This is a genomic window from uncultured Sulfitobacter sp. (assembly GCF_947497275.1).
Classification (GTDB): domain Bacteria; phylum Pseudomonadota; class Alphaproteobacteria; order Rhodobacterales; family Rhodobacteraceae; genus Sulfitobacter.
This window is the reverse complement of sequence record NZ_CANMFS010000009.1, coordinates 22,858-36,150: the sequence shown is the minus strand read 5'-3', so window position 1 is coordinate 36,150 and position 13,293 is coordinate 22,858. Positions and strand designations below refer to the sequence as shown.

The 13,293-nt window shown below is 61.7% G+C and carries 16 protein-coding genes; 6 read left to right on the top strand and 10 right to left on the bottom strand.

Annotated features, from left to right (window positions below):
- Positions 1–25 precede the first annotated feature (25 nt).
- Positions 26–619: a recombination mediator RecR gene (recR, locus tag Q1A06_RS16525; protein ID WP_299566203.1), complete on the top strand. Its 594-nt coding sequence runs from the start codon at positions 26–28 to the stop codon at positions 617–619.
- Positions 620–788: 169 nt separating this feature from the next.
- Here the strand turns inward: recR and Q1A06_RS16520 are convergent, their stop codons facing one another.
- Together Q1A06_RS16520 and Q1A06_RS16515 are read right to left on the bottom strand one after the other, a co-directional pair.
- Entirely contained in the window at positions 789–1,883 is a 1,095-nt protein-coding gene (locus Q1A06_RS16520; protein ID WP_299566201.1) for an endonuclease/exonuclease/phosphatase family protein, read from the bottom strand.
- A gap of 127 nt (positions 1,884–2,010) precedes the next feature.
- Positions 2,011–2,781 carry a DUF1013 domain-containing protein gene (locus Q1A06_RS16515; RefSeq protein WP_299566198.1) on the bottom strand — a complete coding sequence of 257 codons (771 nt, stop codon included), beginning with the start codon at positions 2,779–2,781 and terminating at the stop codon, positions 2,011–2,013.
- Positions 2,782–2,908: 127 nt separating this feature from the next.
- Between Q1A06_RS16515 and Q1A06_RS16510 the strand changes: the two genes are divergently transcribed.
- On the top strand, positions 2,909–3,547 hold the full coding sequence (locus Q1A06_RS16510) for a ribonuclease T2 (protein ID WP_299566196.1): 639 nt from the start codon (positions 2,909–2,911) through the stop codon (positions 3,545–3,547).
- Positions 3,548–3,648: 101 nt separating this feature from the next.
- Here Q1A06_RS16510 and Q1A06_RS16505 read toward each other — a convergent pair whose 3' ends face one another.
- Complete coding sequence (locus tag Q1A06_RS16505) at positions 3,649–4,635, bottom strand: NAD(P)H-quinone oxidoreductase (RefSeq protein WP_299566193.1); 987 nt, start codon at positions 4,633–4,635, stop codon at positions 3,649–3,651.
- Positions 4,636–4,754: 119 nt separating this feature from the next.
- Between Q1A06_RS16505 and Q1A06_RS16500 the strand changes: the two genes are divergently transcribed.
- Both Q1A06_RS16500 and Q1A06_RS16495 read left to right on the top strand, forming a co-directional pair.
- Positions 4,755–5,993, top strand: a complete 1,239-nt coding sequence (locus Q1A06_RS16500; protein WP_299566190.1) for an AMP-binding protein — start codon at positions 4,755–4,757, stop codon at positions 5,991–5,993.
- Positions 5,990–7,093: a thiolase family protein gene (locus tag Q1A06_RS16495; protein ID WP_299566188.1), complete on the top strand. Its 1,104-nt coding sequence runs from the start codon at positions 5,990–5,992 to the stop codon at positions 7,091–7,093. The genes Q1A06_RS16500 and Q1A06_RS16495 overlap by 4 nt, the downstream gene beginning before the upstream one ends.
- Here Q1A06_RS16495 and Q1A06_RS16490 read toward each other — a convergent pair.
- The 4 genes from Q1A06_RS16490 to Q1A06_RS16475 form a co-directional block, all read right to left on the bottom strand.
- Positions 7,082–7,627 (bottom strand): biotin transporter BioY, encoded by a 546-nt coding sequence (locus tag Q1A06_RS16490; protein WP_299566185.1) that lies wholly within the window; start codon positions 7,625–7,627, stop codon positions 7,082–7,084. The genes Q1A06_RS16495 and Q1A06_RS16490 overlap by 12 nt on opposite strands.
- Before the next feature lie 24 nt (positions 7,628–7,651).
- The gene (locus tag Q1A06_RS16485) at positions 7,652–8,248 is read right to left on the bottom strand and encodes a CbiQ family ECF transporter T component (protein ID WP_299566182.1); all 597 of its coding nucleotides are present in this window, start codon (positions 8,246–8,248) and stop codon (positions 7,652–7,654) included.
- A complete protein-coding gene (locus Q1A06_RS16480) occupies positions 8,223–8,954 on the bottom strand; it encodes an ABC transporter ATP-binding protein (RefSeq protein ID WP_299566179.1) in 732 nt (243 codons plus the stop codon). Before Q1A06_RS16480 ends, Q1A06_RS16485 begins: the two co-directional genes overlap by 26 nt.
- A gap of 153 nt (positions 8,955–9,107) precedes the next feature.
- Positions 9,108–9,809: a COQ9 family protein gene (locus Q1A06_RS16475; RefSeq protein ID WP_299566176.1), complete on the bottom strand. Its 702-nt coding sequence runs from the start codon at positions 9,807–9,809 to the stop codon at positions 9,108–9,110.
- Between the two features lie 107 nt (positions 9,810–9,916).
- Between Q1A06_RS16475 and rpsU the strand changes: the two genes are divergently transcribed.
- The gene (gene rpsU / locus Q1A06_RS16470; RefSeq protein WP_007118112.1) at positions 9,917–10,123 is read left to right on the top strand and encodes a 30S ribosomal protein S21; all 207 of its coding nucleotides are present in this window, start codon (positions 9,917–9,919) and stop codon (positions 10,121–10,123) included.
- 87 nt (positions 10,124–10,210) lie between these two features.
- On the opposite strand, the gene Q1A06_RS16465 is transcribed toward rpsU, so the two are convergent.
- Both Q1A06_RS16465 and Q1A06_RS16460 read right to left on the bottom strand, forming a co-directional pair.
- The gene (locus Q1A06_RS16465; RefSeq protein WP_299566173.1) at positions 10,211–10,939 is read right to left on the bottom strand and encodes an STAS/SEC14 domain-containing protein; all 729 of its coding nucleotides are present in this window, start codon (positions 10,937–10,939) and stop codon (positions 10,211–10,213) included.
- 100 nt (positions 10,940–11,039) lie between these two features.
- Positions 11,040–11,498, bottom strand: a complete 459-nt coding sequence (locus tag Q1A06_RS16460) for an Lrp/AsnC family transcriptional regulator (RefSeq protein ID WP_299566170.1) — start codon at positions 11,496–11,498, stop codon at positions 11,040–11,042.
- Between the two features lie 136 nt (positions 11,499–11,634).
- On the opposite strand from Q1A06_RS16460, the gene ald reads away from it, so the two are divergent.
- Positions 11,635–12,750 (top strand): alanine dehydrogenase, encoded by a 1,116-nt coding sequence (ald, locus tag Q1A06_RS16455; protein WP_299566167.1) that lies wholly within the window; start codon positions 11,635–11,637, stop codon positions 12,748–12,750.
- A 54-nt stretch (positions 12,751–12,804) separates the two neighbouring features.
- Here the strand turns inward: ald and mscL are convergent, their stop codons facing one another.
- On the bottom strand, positions 12,805–13,236 hold the full coding sequence (gene mscL, locus Q1A06_RS16450; protein WP_299566164.1) for a large conductance mechanosensitive channel protein MscL: 432 nt from the start codon (positions 13,234–13,236) through the stop codon (positions 12,805–12,807).
- Between the last annotated feature and the right edge of the window lie 57 nt (positions 13,237–13,293).

Here is a 13,293-nt window from a genome sequence, read left to right as displayed (position 1 = left end):
ACCCTCCCGCAGCAGGTGCCGAAAGATGAGCTCGACCCGCGACATCGACGCGCTGATTGATCTGATGGCGAAGCTGCCGGGCCTCGGCCCGCGCTCGGCGCGGCGCGCGGTGCTGCATCTGATCCGCAAACGCGCGCATCTGTTGACCCCGCTTGCCGAGATGATGCAGCGGGTGGCGACGACCGCCCGTGAATGCCTGAACTGCGGCAACGTCGGCACGTCCGACATCTGCGACATTTGCGAAAGCGAAAAGCGCGCGAATGGCGAGCTTTGCATCGTCGAAGATGTGGCGGACCTTTGGGCGATGGAGCGGTCGGGCGTGTTCAAGGGACGCTATCACGTCTTGGGCGGCACGCTGTCGGCGCTCGATGCCGTCGGACCCCAGGAATTGCGCATCCCGCGCCTGATCGACCGTGTGGAAAGCGAGGGCATCGCCGAAGTAATCCTCGCGCTGAACGCGACGATCGACGGGCAGACGACCGCACATTACATCGCGGACCAGCTTGAAGGACGCGTGAAGCTTTCATCACTAGCGCAGGGCGTCCCGATCGGCGGGGAGCTGGACTATCTCGACGACGGCACCATCACCGCCGCGATGCGCGCACGCAAGCAAATCTAGGCGGTGTGGCGACCTTGGTGCACCCAAAGCCCTTGTAATCCTCTTCGGGTTGTCATCTGCCGTCCGGTTACGACGACGCAGGAAGCTCCGGATTTGCGTATACTGCCGCCCGACTGTCCTGCGCGGCTGCTCAGCGGATCCACCCCGCAAATCGGACCCCCGTGCAGAATCAGTCCTCGTCTTCCCAATCCGTGCCGATTGCCGAGCGATCGCGCGCGCGTTCTTCGTGAATGACCTTCTTGACCTCGGCTTCTTCCTGCGGATCCGCATCCTCGAGATCGACGATCTCTGATTTGCTCTCGGCCAGCGCGAGTTCAAACATCATCGGGAAATGATCCGATCCGATCTTTTCCAACCGATCCATCCCAAGCTGCCGGAAACGTGCATCGTGGAACAAGTGATCCAGCGGCCAGCGCGCCCACCAGTGGAATGCACTGAAAGTATTGTAAAAACCCCGACCGACACGCGGATCTACGAGCCCCGAAAGCCTTTGAAAACGCCGTGTGGTGGTGGACCACGCAACATCGTTCAGATCGCCGGTCACGATTGCAGGCAGATCATCGTCCGCTGCTTCCATCCCGATCAAGGCGATCTCGGCGTCGCGGCCCTTGGTATCATGCGTCGCAGTGGGCGGTTCGGGGTGGACGACGTACAGACGTATGTCATCGCCACTGCGCAAGCGCAGCGTCAACCTGATCGACGGGACCCCTTCGGTCAGCATCTCGCGCACTTCGGCATCGCGCACTTCCAGACGCGACAGAACACACAAACCATAGCCGGTATCCTTGGGCACCTTGATCCAGTGAGGATAAAGGTCGCGCAGACCATCTTCGAGACCTCTGATCCAGTCATCGTCCACTTCGATCGCCATCATGACATCAGGCTTTTCGCGCTGTGTGAGTTCGATCAGCTTGTCGTAGTCGCGGTTCGACTTCTTCACGTTCGCAGCAACGAAGTGTATGTGACGGCGTGTATCCTTGCGTAGGGCGTCGCCCGCATCCAGTGTCTGGCGCCACCATATCGGCGTGAACTTGGCGATATAGAAGACCTGCAACAGCGCAACCGCTGCGAAGACCAGCCCGACATACAGCGCCCCCTCTATCCAGGCAGCAACGCCAGCCAACGCGAGGGCAACCCAAAAAAGCTGTATACGTGGAAATTCCAGCCCTCTGATCGCTCCGTGAGGCACCTTCAAAAGCGGCAGAACACTGGCCAGGATCAAAATGCCCGCCATGGCGTATAAAAGAACGTAAACGATCGTCATGAACATATGGAGATCAATTCAATTCATATTCAAAACACAAAGAGGCGCCCGAAACCGGGCACCCCCATGTCTGGCAGATCAACACTGCCGGTTGCTTGTCGGTTCCAGCCGAAGCTGCCGACATTGCCTATTTGCTGTCGTTTTCTTCGTCGTCATCCTCACCTTCCGGCAGGTTGAAGAAACTGTCCGCATCCGCGAAATCGCTGTCTTTCTTGTCGTCCTCCTCGTCCTCGGACGAATCGGACCCCGACAACGTAAAGGTTTCCAACCCTTCGATGGCCGATGGCATCCGGGGCTCCGCATCCATGCCCAGACTCTGTTCGGTGCTGACCAGCTTGCGGCGCTCGTCGTCGTTCATAACTTCACCGGCTGCTGCCTTCTTGGCCGCTGCCTTCTGCACCGCCGCATCCAGCTCGGATTGCTTGCACAGACCCAACGCGACGGGGTCGATCGGCTGGATGTTGGCGATGTTCCAGTGCGTCCGCTCGCGAATAGCCTGGATTGTCGGCTTGGTCGTGCCGACAAGCTTGCTGACCTGTGCATCGCTCAACTCGGGATGGAACTTAACCAGCCACAGAATTGACGCCGGGCGATCCTGACGCTTGCTCAGCGGCGTATAGCGCGGGCCGCGCCGTTTTTCCTCGCCCTCGGCGGCGGCATTCGGCTTGACCGCAAGGCGGTAGCTGGGATCGCTCTGCGCCTTGTCGATCTGCGCCTGATCCAGTTGATGGTTGGCAATCGGATCGAACCCTTTGACACCAACAGCTACATCGCCATCCGCGATGCCCTGGATTTCCAGCTCGTGCATGCCCACGAAGTCCGCGATCTGCTTGAAGCTCATTGTGGTGTTGTCGACCAGCCAGACGGCGGTCGCTTTGGGGTGAAGCAGTTTCGACATGTATTTCTCCTATAAACGCACCTTCCCCGTCGCCTGAAACAGGCTGTCCCGGAAGCCGGAACCGTTTCCAATTTGGGGGAACTTGTGGCTTATATAGATAAATTCGGCTCATAAGGAAAGACCCCAGATGCGCAAGCTGATCCTCCTTTTCGCGCTCGGCCTCTTGGCCCTGCCCGTCCATGCAAAAGGCGAACGCGCAGGAAATTTCGATTATTACGTGCTCAGCCTGAGCTGGTCCGCGAACTGGTGCGCGCTCGAAGGCGACGCGCGCGAGTCACCCCAATGTGACGCCTCGCGCGATCATGGCTGGATCCTGCATGGGTTGTGGCCGCAGTTTCACCGCGGCTTTCCGTCATACTGCCAGACCTCGGACCGCCCGCCATCGCGCGGCATGACGTCGACGATGACGGACATCATGGGCACGGGCGGCCTTGCGTGGCATCAATGGAAAAAGCATGGCACCTGCACCGGCATGACGGCGGACCAGTACTATGCGTTGTCACGCGAAGCCTACGCGTCCATCGTGCGCCCCGAAATCTTTCGCAAGGTCGACCGCACCCTGCGGCTGCCCGCCTCTGTGATCGAAGACGCTTTTCTCAAAGCGAATCCAATGGTTGAACCGGACGGCATCACCGTTACCTGCAAAAAGGGCTACATTCACGAAGCCCGTATCTGCCTGTCACGGCAACTCAAGCCGGTGCCTTGTGGGCAGGATGTGATCAAGGACTGCGCGCTGGACGACGCGATCTTTGATCCGGCAAGATAAGCGCGCAAAAGGCCCGCGTCGGTGCGCGGGCCTTCTGTCTCACCGCTCGATGCGAAGTGCCAAATCACCAAATAGAATCGCGCGCAGGCGCGTCCTTTGGATCAGCCGCCGACCTTCAGCACGATCTTTCCGATGTGTGTGCTGCCTTCCATGCGCGCGTGGGCCTTGGCCGCCTCGTCCAGCGCGAATTCGCTGTCCATCACCGGCGCGATACGGCCCGCGTCGAGCAGCGGCCAGACCGCCTCGCGCAATTCGGCGGCGATGCGTCCTTTGGCTAGGTCCGACTGTGGGCGCAGGGTCGATCCGGTGATCGTCAGCCGCTTCATCATCATCGGCGCGAAATTGATCTCGGCCTTCGGCCCTTGCAGAAAGGCAATCTGAACCAGACGCCCATCCAGATCCAGCGCCTTGATGTTGCGCGCGATATAGTCGCCACCCACCATGTCGAGAATCAGGTCGGCACCACCGATCTGAGCCATGGCCTCGACAAAGTCCTCCTCGCGGTAATTGATCGCACGCTCCGCCCCTAAATCAACACAGGCGGCGCATTTGTCTGCGCTGCCCGCCGTTGCAAAGACCCGCGCCCCGAACGCGACCGCCAGCTGGATCGCTGTCGTGCCGATCCCGGACGAGCCGCCGTGCACCAGAAATTTCTCGCCCGCTTTCAATCCACCGCGCATGAAGACATTTGACCAGACGGTATAAAACGTTTCTGGCAGACAGGCTGCCTGTTTCAGGCTCATCCCCTTCGGTACGCGAAGGCAATGCGCCGCGGGTGTCGCTACGTACTCGGCATACCCGCCGCCGGGCAGCAACGCGCAAACGTGATCCCCCGGGGCGACATCCGTTACACCGCTGCCGACCGCAACCACTTCACCCGATGCCTCGAGGCCCGGAAGGTCGCTCGCGTTGGGCGGCGGCGCGTAGGCGCCCGCGCGTTGCAACGCGTCGGGCCGGTTCACACCCGCGTAGGCAACCTTGATCACGACCTGCCCTTGCGCGGGCTCCGGCATCGGGCGTTCCGTCACCTTCAACACATCCGGCCCACCGGGCTCGGTTATTTCCACTGCACGCATCATCTGGGGCATCGCTCATCTCCTCCGTAAACTTGTAATCTCGTGGCGCAGCATATGCTGGCCTTCCTCGGGGTGCGACCCCCTCTTTGAACACCGCTGGCGGGCGCCACGGCACTTTGCTATGCCAAGGCATGACATTGCCCGCCCAGATGCCGCCGCACGACCGCCGCTTTCGCTGGCACTCCGACGCTACGGCGCATGTCTACGACACAGCAGTCCGTCCGCGCGGCACGGCCCCACAACGAGCCATCGTGCCGGATCCCGTCGCAACCTGCCTCGGCACGCTGGCCGCGACGCTCGGCACGGGTACGCCGTTCTGCATCAGCGACACCACGCCGGACGGCTTGGCGGATATTGCGCCGAATCATTTTATCACACTCACCGGCGGCAGCTCCGGCGCGCCGAAAGCGATCCTGCGCAGTCAATCTTCGTGGATCCGCAGCTTTACCGCCAACGCCGCCCAATTCGCCTACGACCCGCGCGACAGTGTTGCCGTTCTGGGGCCGCTCACCCATTCCCTGTCGCTCTACGGAGTGCTCGAAGCACTGCACACCGGTCTTGATGCGCACCTGCTCGGGGGCCGGTCTCCCTCTGCGCAAGCGACCTGGATGCGCGCCAGTGGTTGCACGGTCCTCTACGCTACACCGACACAGCTGCGTCTGATTGCGCGGGCGGATCCGCTGCCCCGCGTGCGTCTTGTCCTGTGCGGGGGCGGCGCGCTGGATCCGGCAACGCGCACACGGATAACCGCGCTTTGCCCCAATGCCAAGGTACACGTATTCTACGGCGCTGCCGAAACCAGCTTCATCACTCTAAGCGCGGCAGACACACCCCCAGGCTCCGTCGGGCAGGCATATCCCGGGGTGGAAATTGCCGTGCGGGACGCCACCGGCGCCGACACCACGGATCCGGGCACCGTCTGGGTCCGCAGCCCCTACCTGTTCGACCGCTATCTGGCGGGCGACAGCCCTCATACCCGCCGCATAGGGGATTTTCTGACGGTGGGAGAGCACGGACGGCTGGACCCGAACGGCAACCTGTTCCTGCACGGTCGGGCGGGGCGCATGGTGACCGTCGCCGACAAGAACGTATTTCTGGAAGAAATCGAAGCGCATCTTGCGGCACTCGAAGGCATCGAGGATTGTGCCGTTCTGGCCCTTCCCGATCCCCTGCGCGGTCACCGTCTTGTCGCGGTCGTGTCCGGCCTGCCGGACCCTGACCTCAGCCAGCGGATCAAGGCGCATTTTCAGTCCGCGCTGGCACCGCATCTCAGACCCCGCACGCTGCGCTTTCTCGCTCCTTTTCCCCGCCTCCCCTCCGGCAAAGCCGATCTGGCCATGATCGCCACCGCGCTGGAGGCCAGCTCGTGACCGCATCCATCATCGCCGCCTGCCGCAGCGCTGTCGTGCCCCGCGGCGGTGCATTTGCCGCGCTTTCGATTGACGCACTGGCGGCGCCGGTGCTGAAAGCGGCTCTTGCACAGGCCGGTCTGGCCTCCGCGCAGGTGAACGAGGTCATCGTATCGAACGCCCTCGGTGGCGGCGGGAATGTCGCGCGTCTGATCGCCCTTGCCGCAGGTCTGCCCGAACACGTCGCGGGGCTCAGCATCGACCGGCAATGCGCCGGAGGTCTCGATGCGCTTCTGCTGGCCAAGCTGATGGTCGAAAGCGGCACTGCCGACGTCGTCGTCGCGGGCGGTGCCGAAAGCTACTCGCGTCGTCCGCTCAGGCTGCGCACCCATCCGGACGGGCGTCCGCCCGAACCCTATGACCAGCCGCCCTTCGCACCCTGGCCCGACCGGGACCCCGACATGGCGCACGCCGCCGATCTGCTCGCGGCGCACTGCGATATTACCAGAGAGGCGCAGGATGCCTGGGCCATCGAAAGCCACCGCAAAGCGCGTGATACGACGCCCGCCGAGGCAGAGATCGTCGCAATCAGCGGTGTCGCGCGCGATCCATTTGCGCGTCGGCTCACGCCTGCCCTGACCGCGCGGGCAAAGCCGTTGCACGGTACAATCACCGCCGCCAACACCAGCGTGGCTGCCGACGGGGCGGCATTTTGCGTGGTGGTGTCAGAGCGAATGTGCCGTACCTTGAAGGCCCCAGGCATCGCCATTTTGGGCGGAGGCACGCGGGGTGACCGGCCCGAATTGCCGGGGCTCGCGCCCCTGGTCGCGATCCGTACGGCACTGGATTCGACCGGGGTTTGCGTCGACGAGATAGACTGCGCCGAGGTGATGGAGGCCTTCGCGGCTCAGGCGATCGCCTGCGTAACCGGCGCGGGGCTCGACCCCTCAAGGGTCAATACGGGAGGCGGATCGCTTGCACGCGGGCATCCCATCGGCGCATCGGGCGCTGTCAATGCCGTGCGCCTGTATCACACGCTGTACGCGCGCGGCGGTGGCACCGGCATCGCAACGATTGCGGCGGCCGGCGGCATCGCAACGGCGGTAGTCTTACGCGCGTGACGCGACGCTGGTGGGGCGCGCGCGGTAAAGAGCAGCGGTGATCAGCGCCGTCAGTACCGCCTTGATCGCATCCCCCGGCAGGAATGCCGTCACCAGAAGAGCCGCCTCAAGCCAGGCCTTGCCGAGCGCCAGCGAAAGACCGGTAATGCCGAAAGCATACAGAACCACGATACCGCCCACCGATGCCGCGATGCCCGCAGCCCAGACGACAGCCACGCCGCGCATGCGCTCCATCACCAGACCGGTCACAAAGGCCGCCACCGGAAACCCGATCAAGAACCCTGCCGTCGGCGACGCAAACAGGCCAAGCCCCCCGCGTCCGCCCGCCATCAGTGGCAGGCCGAGTGCGACCAGACCCACGAACAACAGTGCCGCCAGCCCGCCGCGCCTAGATCCCAGCACCGTGCCGCACAACATGATTCCGAGGCTTTGCGCCGTGATCGGCACGCCAAATGCCAGCGTCAGCTGCGGAATCAGCCCAAGTGCCGCGACAAGCGCCGCAAAAAGGGCAATTTGTGTCAGTGAGCGTTCCATTGGCAAACCTTCTTTCGTTTCTCATTACAATCCGCCGCGCGCGCGCAGCGCTTCGGCGACATGATCGGCATCGTCAAGCGCCAGCACCAGAAATGGCAGGATCACCCGCCAGCCCGCACGCCGCCGCGACCGCGCGCGCCATGCCATTGCCAGCATACCGCCTTTGGCCGTCAAGACAGGCGTAAAGCGGATCACAAGCGCCACTGCAAGCTCTACCGCGCGCAGGTTCAGACCGAGCGCGCGCAGTGGCGTCAAAAGCACGCGCACCACATCCATCATGGCGGCCAGCGATGTCGTCATCGTCACGAGGTTGGCCAGCGCCACGGCGTTCAGCATTCGAAGCGCGATCATCGCCCCTTCTGCCGTAGCGCCGATAAACAGATGCCACAGAAGCACCAGTGCAACGAAGGGCCAAAGCGGCCATAACCTTCGCATTCCGTAGCGCAGGAACACCGCCCCCGGCAGGGCATAGAGCAGAACGATACCGCCTGCGGCAACCGCCTGCATCCACACCGCAGATGCAGCGAACAACGCGACCGACGCCATGCAAAGCGCCAACAGCTTGGCACCCGCAGGCCAGCGGTGTGCCCAAGTTTCAACCGGAGAGGTGAGCGAGATCATCGCGCGCTCCGATCTGACGCATGTGCGCTTCGAAGTCCCTGGCGATTCCCGCCGCCGGTCCCTGCGCCTCAAGACGACCCGCCTCGAGCCATAGCGCATGATCGTAATCGACGATGGTGCGCGGATCATGGGTGATGTGCACAATACCCGCCTCCAGCTTATTCAGCACGCGCGACAGATGCATCGCCGTCGGAATGTCCAGCCCCGCAAAAGGTTCGTCCAGCAGGATCAGCCGGGGACCCATTGCGATGATCGACATCAGACAAACAAGCTGCCGCTGACCTTGTGACAAGGTCTGAACCGCCGCTGCTTGCCAATGGGACTTCCCGAACGCGGCAAGAGTTTCCGCCACGACCTCCGCTGCCTGCACCTTGGTCCGGCCCATTTGCAAAAGACCAAAGGCAAGCTCTTCGCCCACCGTCGGAAAGATGATCTGATGATCGGGGTTCTGGAACAGGATGCCGACCACCCGCAGGGCTGCTGCCCTGTCTTGGGCGACGTTGACATCCGCGACGCGCACCCGTCCGGTCGTCGGTACCGTTAGCCCGGCAATCAGTCGCGCGAGCGTCGTCTTGCCGGATCCGTTCCGCCCCAATACCGCAATGCGCCGCGCGTCACTGTGCACCGAGATCCCTTGTAGAATCGCCCGCCCGTCGACCGTCAGGCCGACGGCGTCGAGCGCCAGCAAGGAAGAAGAGGAAGACACCGTACAAACCCCGGACCGCAAAATCTATCCGCGATGTACCAGCCCGTCCGCGCCGCCGAAAGCTCTGAATGCACGAAGATAGATGTGAGGCGCCAGACGGAGGCGACAATTCCATGTCTCGACCTTTGAGGGTGGTGCGTATGGGCGGCCGGATCAATCGTGGCGTGGGCGGGTCCAGCTCCCCGGCAATCCCGAGCGCGGCATCCGCTGCGGTGCCTTCACGTGGCCCATCACCCAGTTCGGCCCGGCCATGAGTTTACTCAGGACCGGATTTTCGTTGACTTGCGCCTTGAGCTTTTCGATCTGCATCACGTTGTCGATCCGCCTGTCCAGAAACGCCCATGTCGCCGCGTGACCCTCGCTGGTATCGCCCAGCCAGTACAGCACCGTCGCGGAATACACACCGCCAAGCGTCGCGCGTTTCGTGTACCAGTTCACGTCTTCGGACGTGTCGCCCAGCGCGTCCCAGATTGCGTCGGCGGTACCCCAGATCGCTTTGGTCCCGTCCGCCGCATACATCGGCAGCGCGAACAGGGTCGTGCCGCGGCGCACGACTTCCTTGTCCTCGACCGCTTCGAGCCGGAAGCGCGCCGCAGCCGCAATCCGGTCGCGGAACCGCATCTCGTCGAGATCCGCCGCGCGCAGCCGCGCCAACATCTCCTGATCTCCTTTGACGTGGTAATGCAGTGCCAGATCGACAGCACCGCGTGGACACAGGCTTTGCGCGACGGTCCGGTCGATATCGGCGTCCTGCACCGCGGCATCGAAAGTCGCCTGCGACCAGCCATCGAACGGCACATGCATCAATGCGGCCTGCAACAATCGGTCCTTGGGCGGGATGGGGGCATCGGTCATGGTGGTATCTCCTTGAACAACGGGGCACTGGACAAGATAGCACGTGTTTGCTAAGAGGCCACTCCTGCAAATTTTTGCAACTCAACTAGAAAGGTGGTGAAAACCACATGCAGGTTAGTGTTCGCGACAATAACGTCGATCAAGCGCTGCGCGCCCTGAAGAAAAAACTTCAGCGCGAAGGTGTGTTTCGTGAAATGAAGCTCAAGCAACATTTCGAGAAGCCGTCCGAGAAAAAAGCACGCGAGAAAGCCGAAGCGATCCGCCGTGCCCGCAAGCTGGCACGCAAGAAAGCGCAGCGCGAAGGCATGATGTAAATCATACCCTTTTTGCGATGCAAAGAATACGAGCCCCCGATACCGCAAGGTGTCGGGGGCTTTTGTTCATTCAAGAGATGATCGGCCCTAATCCGACGTGATCCAGGCCTTGGCCGCGTCGAATTCATTGTTCTCGAAATATCGTGCTTCCGTGCCGATCAGGCGCTTGACCACCTGTACGACCATTCCTTGCCAACCTTTGTCCCCCACCACAGCCGCCTTGTCCAACTGGCCAACATGATCGCGCACGACGCGGAAATGAGATGCCATCCCGCCAAGCCCCTGCCACCCGTCAAACCGGCGGATGTCCAACAACAGGCGAAAGTGCTCGTTCTTGCGAACGAACGCGTTCAGATCCTCCGTCTCCTTGGCGTAAACGCCGGCTTCGATTTTTCCCAAAAGGCTGATGTGCAGTGCGCCGTTCCCCAGATCCTCCTGATGAATCGCACCCAGTGATTCGAAAAGCCACAGGCGCGCTTCATCCTCCGAATACGGCTCGAACACCGAAACGGGGCACGGCATCAAAATGGAAAACGCGCGTATCGTGCGCGCCATGAATCCGTCGGCGGTCACAATCGCGATCCTTTCGAACCCGCGCCATGCGCCCATTCCCATGCGGGCGTCATCCCAAAACGCGCCCAGCGTGAAATCGGCGAGGCCAGCCTTGAGCACGACGAGCATCCTGATGGTTTCACCCCGCGCTAACGCCGCGTCGAGGGCGGGCATCAGGACGTCCTTGTAATCCTTATCGGTAATAGGTGCGGACATACGCACCTCAAGCAGATTGTCTTGCGTTCCTGATTTGACTTCAATCATTGCCGATCCTACCCCTGAGTGATGCAACAGCATTATTCCGGCAGCCACCGGGGCGCTTTGATGCATATCAATCCGCACGCGGGATGCACGAGCGCCGCATTCAGACCGGAAGCGCCGTCGTCTTGCACACAGTTCTGAGCGCAAAACTCGATTGCATCTGACCCACCCCCGGCAATCGGGCGAGGTGCTGGCGATGGATCCGCGCAAAATCCTCTGTGTTCTCCGCTACGACTTTCAACAGATAATCCGCGGCCCCCGCCATCAGATGACATTCCAGCACATCGGGTATCCGGGCCACCGCCCGCTCGAACGCGTCGAGCACCTCGTCCGCCTGCCCCTGCAACGTGATCTCGACGAACACGGTCGTTGGGAAACCCAACTTGCGCGGATCGAGCAGCGCCACATAGTCACGGATATAGCCGTCCGCCTCCAGCCGCTGCACACGCCGATGACACGCCGAAGGCGACAGATGAACCTGCTCAGACAACTCGGAGTTGGACAGCCGACCGCTGCGCTGAAGCGCCGCCAGAAGGCGACGATCAATCGCATCAAGTGTCATAGGCGCACAACCTTTGCGTCAAAGCATGAATTAGACGCAGGTTATCCTCAATATCAAACGGGAGGCGACCCATAATCGGCATTCTATTGCACGGTATAGGGCGTATGATTTGGTTCAATGTATAGAGGAGAATGCTATGAAAATCGGTTGCCCCAAGGAAATAAAGCCGCAGGAATTTCGCGTCGGCATTACGCCGAATGCTGCATTGGAAGCGGTCTCGCACGGTCATAAGGTGTTGATCGAAACCGGCGCCGGCGTGGGTGCCGGTTTCGATGACAGTGCCTACGAAGCCGCCGGAGCCAATATCCTTGGCACCGCGCAGGACGTTTTCGCGCAGGCGGACATGATCGTAAAGGTGAAAGAGCCGCAGGCGGTCGAGCGCAAGATGCTGCGCGAAGGCCAACTCTTGTTCACCTACCTGCATCTTGCACCTGACCCTGAACAGACCCACGATCTGATCGAAAGCGGGGCAACCTGCATCGCCTATGAAACCGTCACAGACAGGTCAGGCGGATTACCTTTACTCGCACCCATGTCGGAAGTCGCCGGACGTCTCGCGCCGCAGGTCGGCGCGTGGACGCTGCAAAAGGCAAACGGCGGACGCGGCGTTCTGATGGGGGGCGTGCCCGGTGTCGGCCCTGCCCGCGTGGCCGTGATCGGTGGCGGCGTCGTCGGCACTCACGCGGCACGGATCGCGGCAGGGATGGGCGCGGACGTGACCGTACTGGACCGGTCACTCCCGCGGCTGCGGTATCTCGACGATGCCTTTGGTGGCGTGTTCAAGACCAGCTTTGCATCGGCGGGCAACACCATCGAACTGGCCAGCCAGGCCGAGATGATCATCGGCGCCGTGCTGGTTCCCGGGGCCGCTGCACCCAAACTGATCACCCGCGCGCAACTGTCCGAGTTGAAAACCGGTGCAGCGCTTGTCGATGTGGCCATAGATCAAGGGGGCTGTTTCGAGACGTCCAAAGCGACCACGCACCAGGATCCGATCTATGAGGTGGACGGCATCATGCATTACTGCGTGGCCAACATGCCCGGTGCGGTCGCGCGCACCTCGACCATTGCGCTTGGCAACGCGACGATGCCGTTCATGCTCGCACTGGCCGACAAAGGCTGGAAAAAGGCCTGCGCAGATGATCCCCACCTGCTGGCCGGGCTCAACGTGCACGCGGGTCACGTCACCTACGAGGCAGTCGGCAAAGCGCTGGGTCTGGACGTCATGTCACCCGAAGATGCATTGAAGTAACGAAAAAGAGGCCACGCGCCGCTGCGGCCTCTTTCTCCAATTCGGTCCGGAAGGTCAGCGTTTCGCGAGCGAATCGCGGATTTCCAGAAGCACGTCCAACTGGCTTGGCCCTGTTTCGACAGTTGGCGCGACATCATCCGGCTTTTCCGCCGCGGACTTGATCCGGTTTACCAGCTTGACCAGCATGAAGACCACGAACGCGATGATCAGAAAGTTGATTACAGCGGTGATGAACGCGCCGTAGGCAAAGATCGCCGCACCGGTTTCGCGCGCGGCCTCCAACCCTGAGTTTGCCGGGACGTCGCCCGACAGAACGACATACATGCTCGTGAAATCAACGCCGCCCAGTATCAGACCGATGATCGGATTGATCAGATCGCCCACAAGGCTGCTCACGATCGCCGTGAAAGCCGCGCCGATGATGATACCGACCGCGAGGTCCATCACATTGCCCTTGGCGATAAAATCCTTAAATTCGTTAATCATTTTGTTCCCAGTCCCATTCTACGACGATGTAATGCGAATTTGCCCGTCAGTGCCGCG

Coding starts and splice junctions, on each gene's coding strand:
- recR (WP_299566203.1), top strand. CDS start 26: ATGAGCTCGACCCGCGACATCGACGCGCTGATTGATCTGATGGCGAAG.
- Q1A06_RS16520 (WP_299566201.1), bottom strand. CDS start 1,883: ATGACGATCGTTTACGTTCTTTTATACGCCATGGCGGGCATTTTGATC.
- Q1A06_RS16515 (WP_299566198.1), bottom strand. CDS start 2,781: ATGTCGAAACTGCTTCACCCCAAAGCGACCGCCGTCTGGCTGGTCGAC.
- Q1A06_RS16510 (WP_299566196.1), top strand. CDS start 2,909: ATGCGCAAGCTGATCCTCCTTTTCGCGCTCGGCCTCTTGGCCCTGCCC.
- Q1A06_RS16505 (WP_299566193.1), bottom strand. CDS start 4,635: ATGCCCCAGATGATGCGTGCAGTGGAAATAACCGAGCCCGGTGGGCCG.
- Q1A06_RS16500 (WP_299566190.1), top strand. CDS start 4,755: ATGACATTGCCCGCCCAGATGCCGCCGCACGACCGCCGCTTTCGCTGG.
- Q1A06_RS16490 (WP_299566185.1), bottom strand. CDS start 7,627: ATGGAACGCTCACTGACACAAATTGCCCTTTTTGCGGCGCTTGTCGCG.
- Q1A06_RS16485 (WP_299566182.1), bottom strand. CDS start 8,248: ATGATCTCGCTCACCTCTCCGGTTGAAACTTGGGCACACCGCTGGCCT.
- Q1A06_RS16475 (WP_299566176.1), bottom strand. CDS start 9,809: ATGACCGATGCCCCCATCCCGCCCAAGGACCGATTGTTGCAGGCCGCA.
- rpsU (WP_007118112.1), top strand. CDS start 9,917: ATGCAGGTTAGTGTTCGCGACAATAACGTCGATCAAGCGCTGCGCGCC.
- Q1A06_RS16465 (WP_299566173.1), bottom strand. CDS start 10,939: ATGATTGAAGTCAAATCAGGAACGCAAGACAATCTGCTTGAGGTGCGT.
- Q1A06_RS16460 (WP_299566170.1), bottom strand. CDS start 11,498: ATGACACTTGATGCGATTGATCGTCGCCTTCTGGCGGCGCTTCAGCGC.
- ald (WP_299566167.1), top strand. CDS start 11,635: ATGAAAATCGGTTGCCCCAAGGAAATAAAGCCGCAGGAATTTCGCGTC.
- mscL (WP_299566164.1), bottom strand. CDS start 13,236: ATGATTAACGAATTTAAGGATTTTATCGCCAAGGGCAATGTGATGGAC.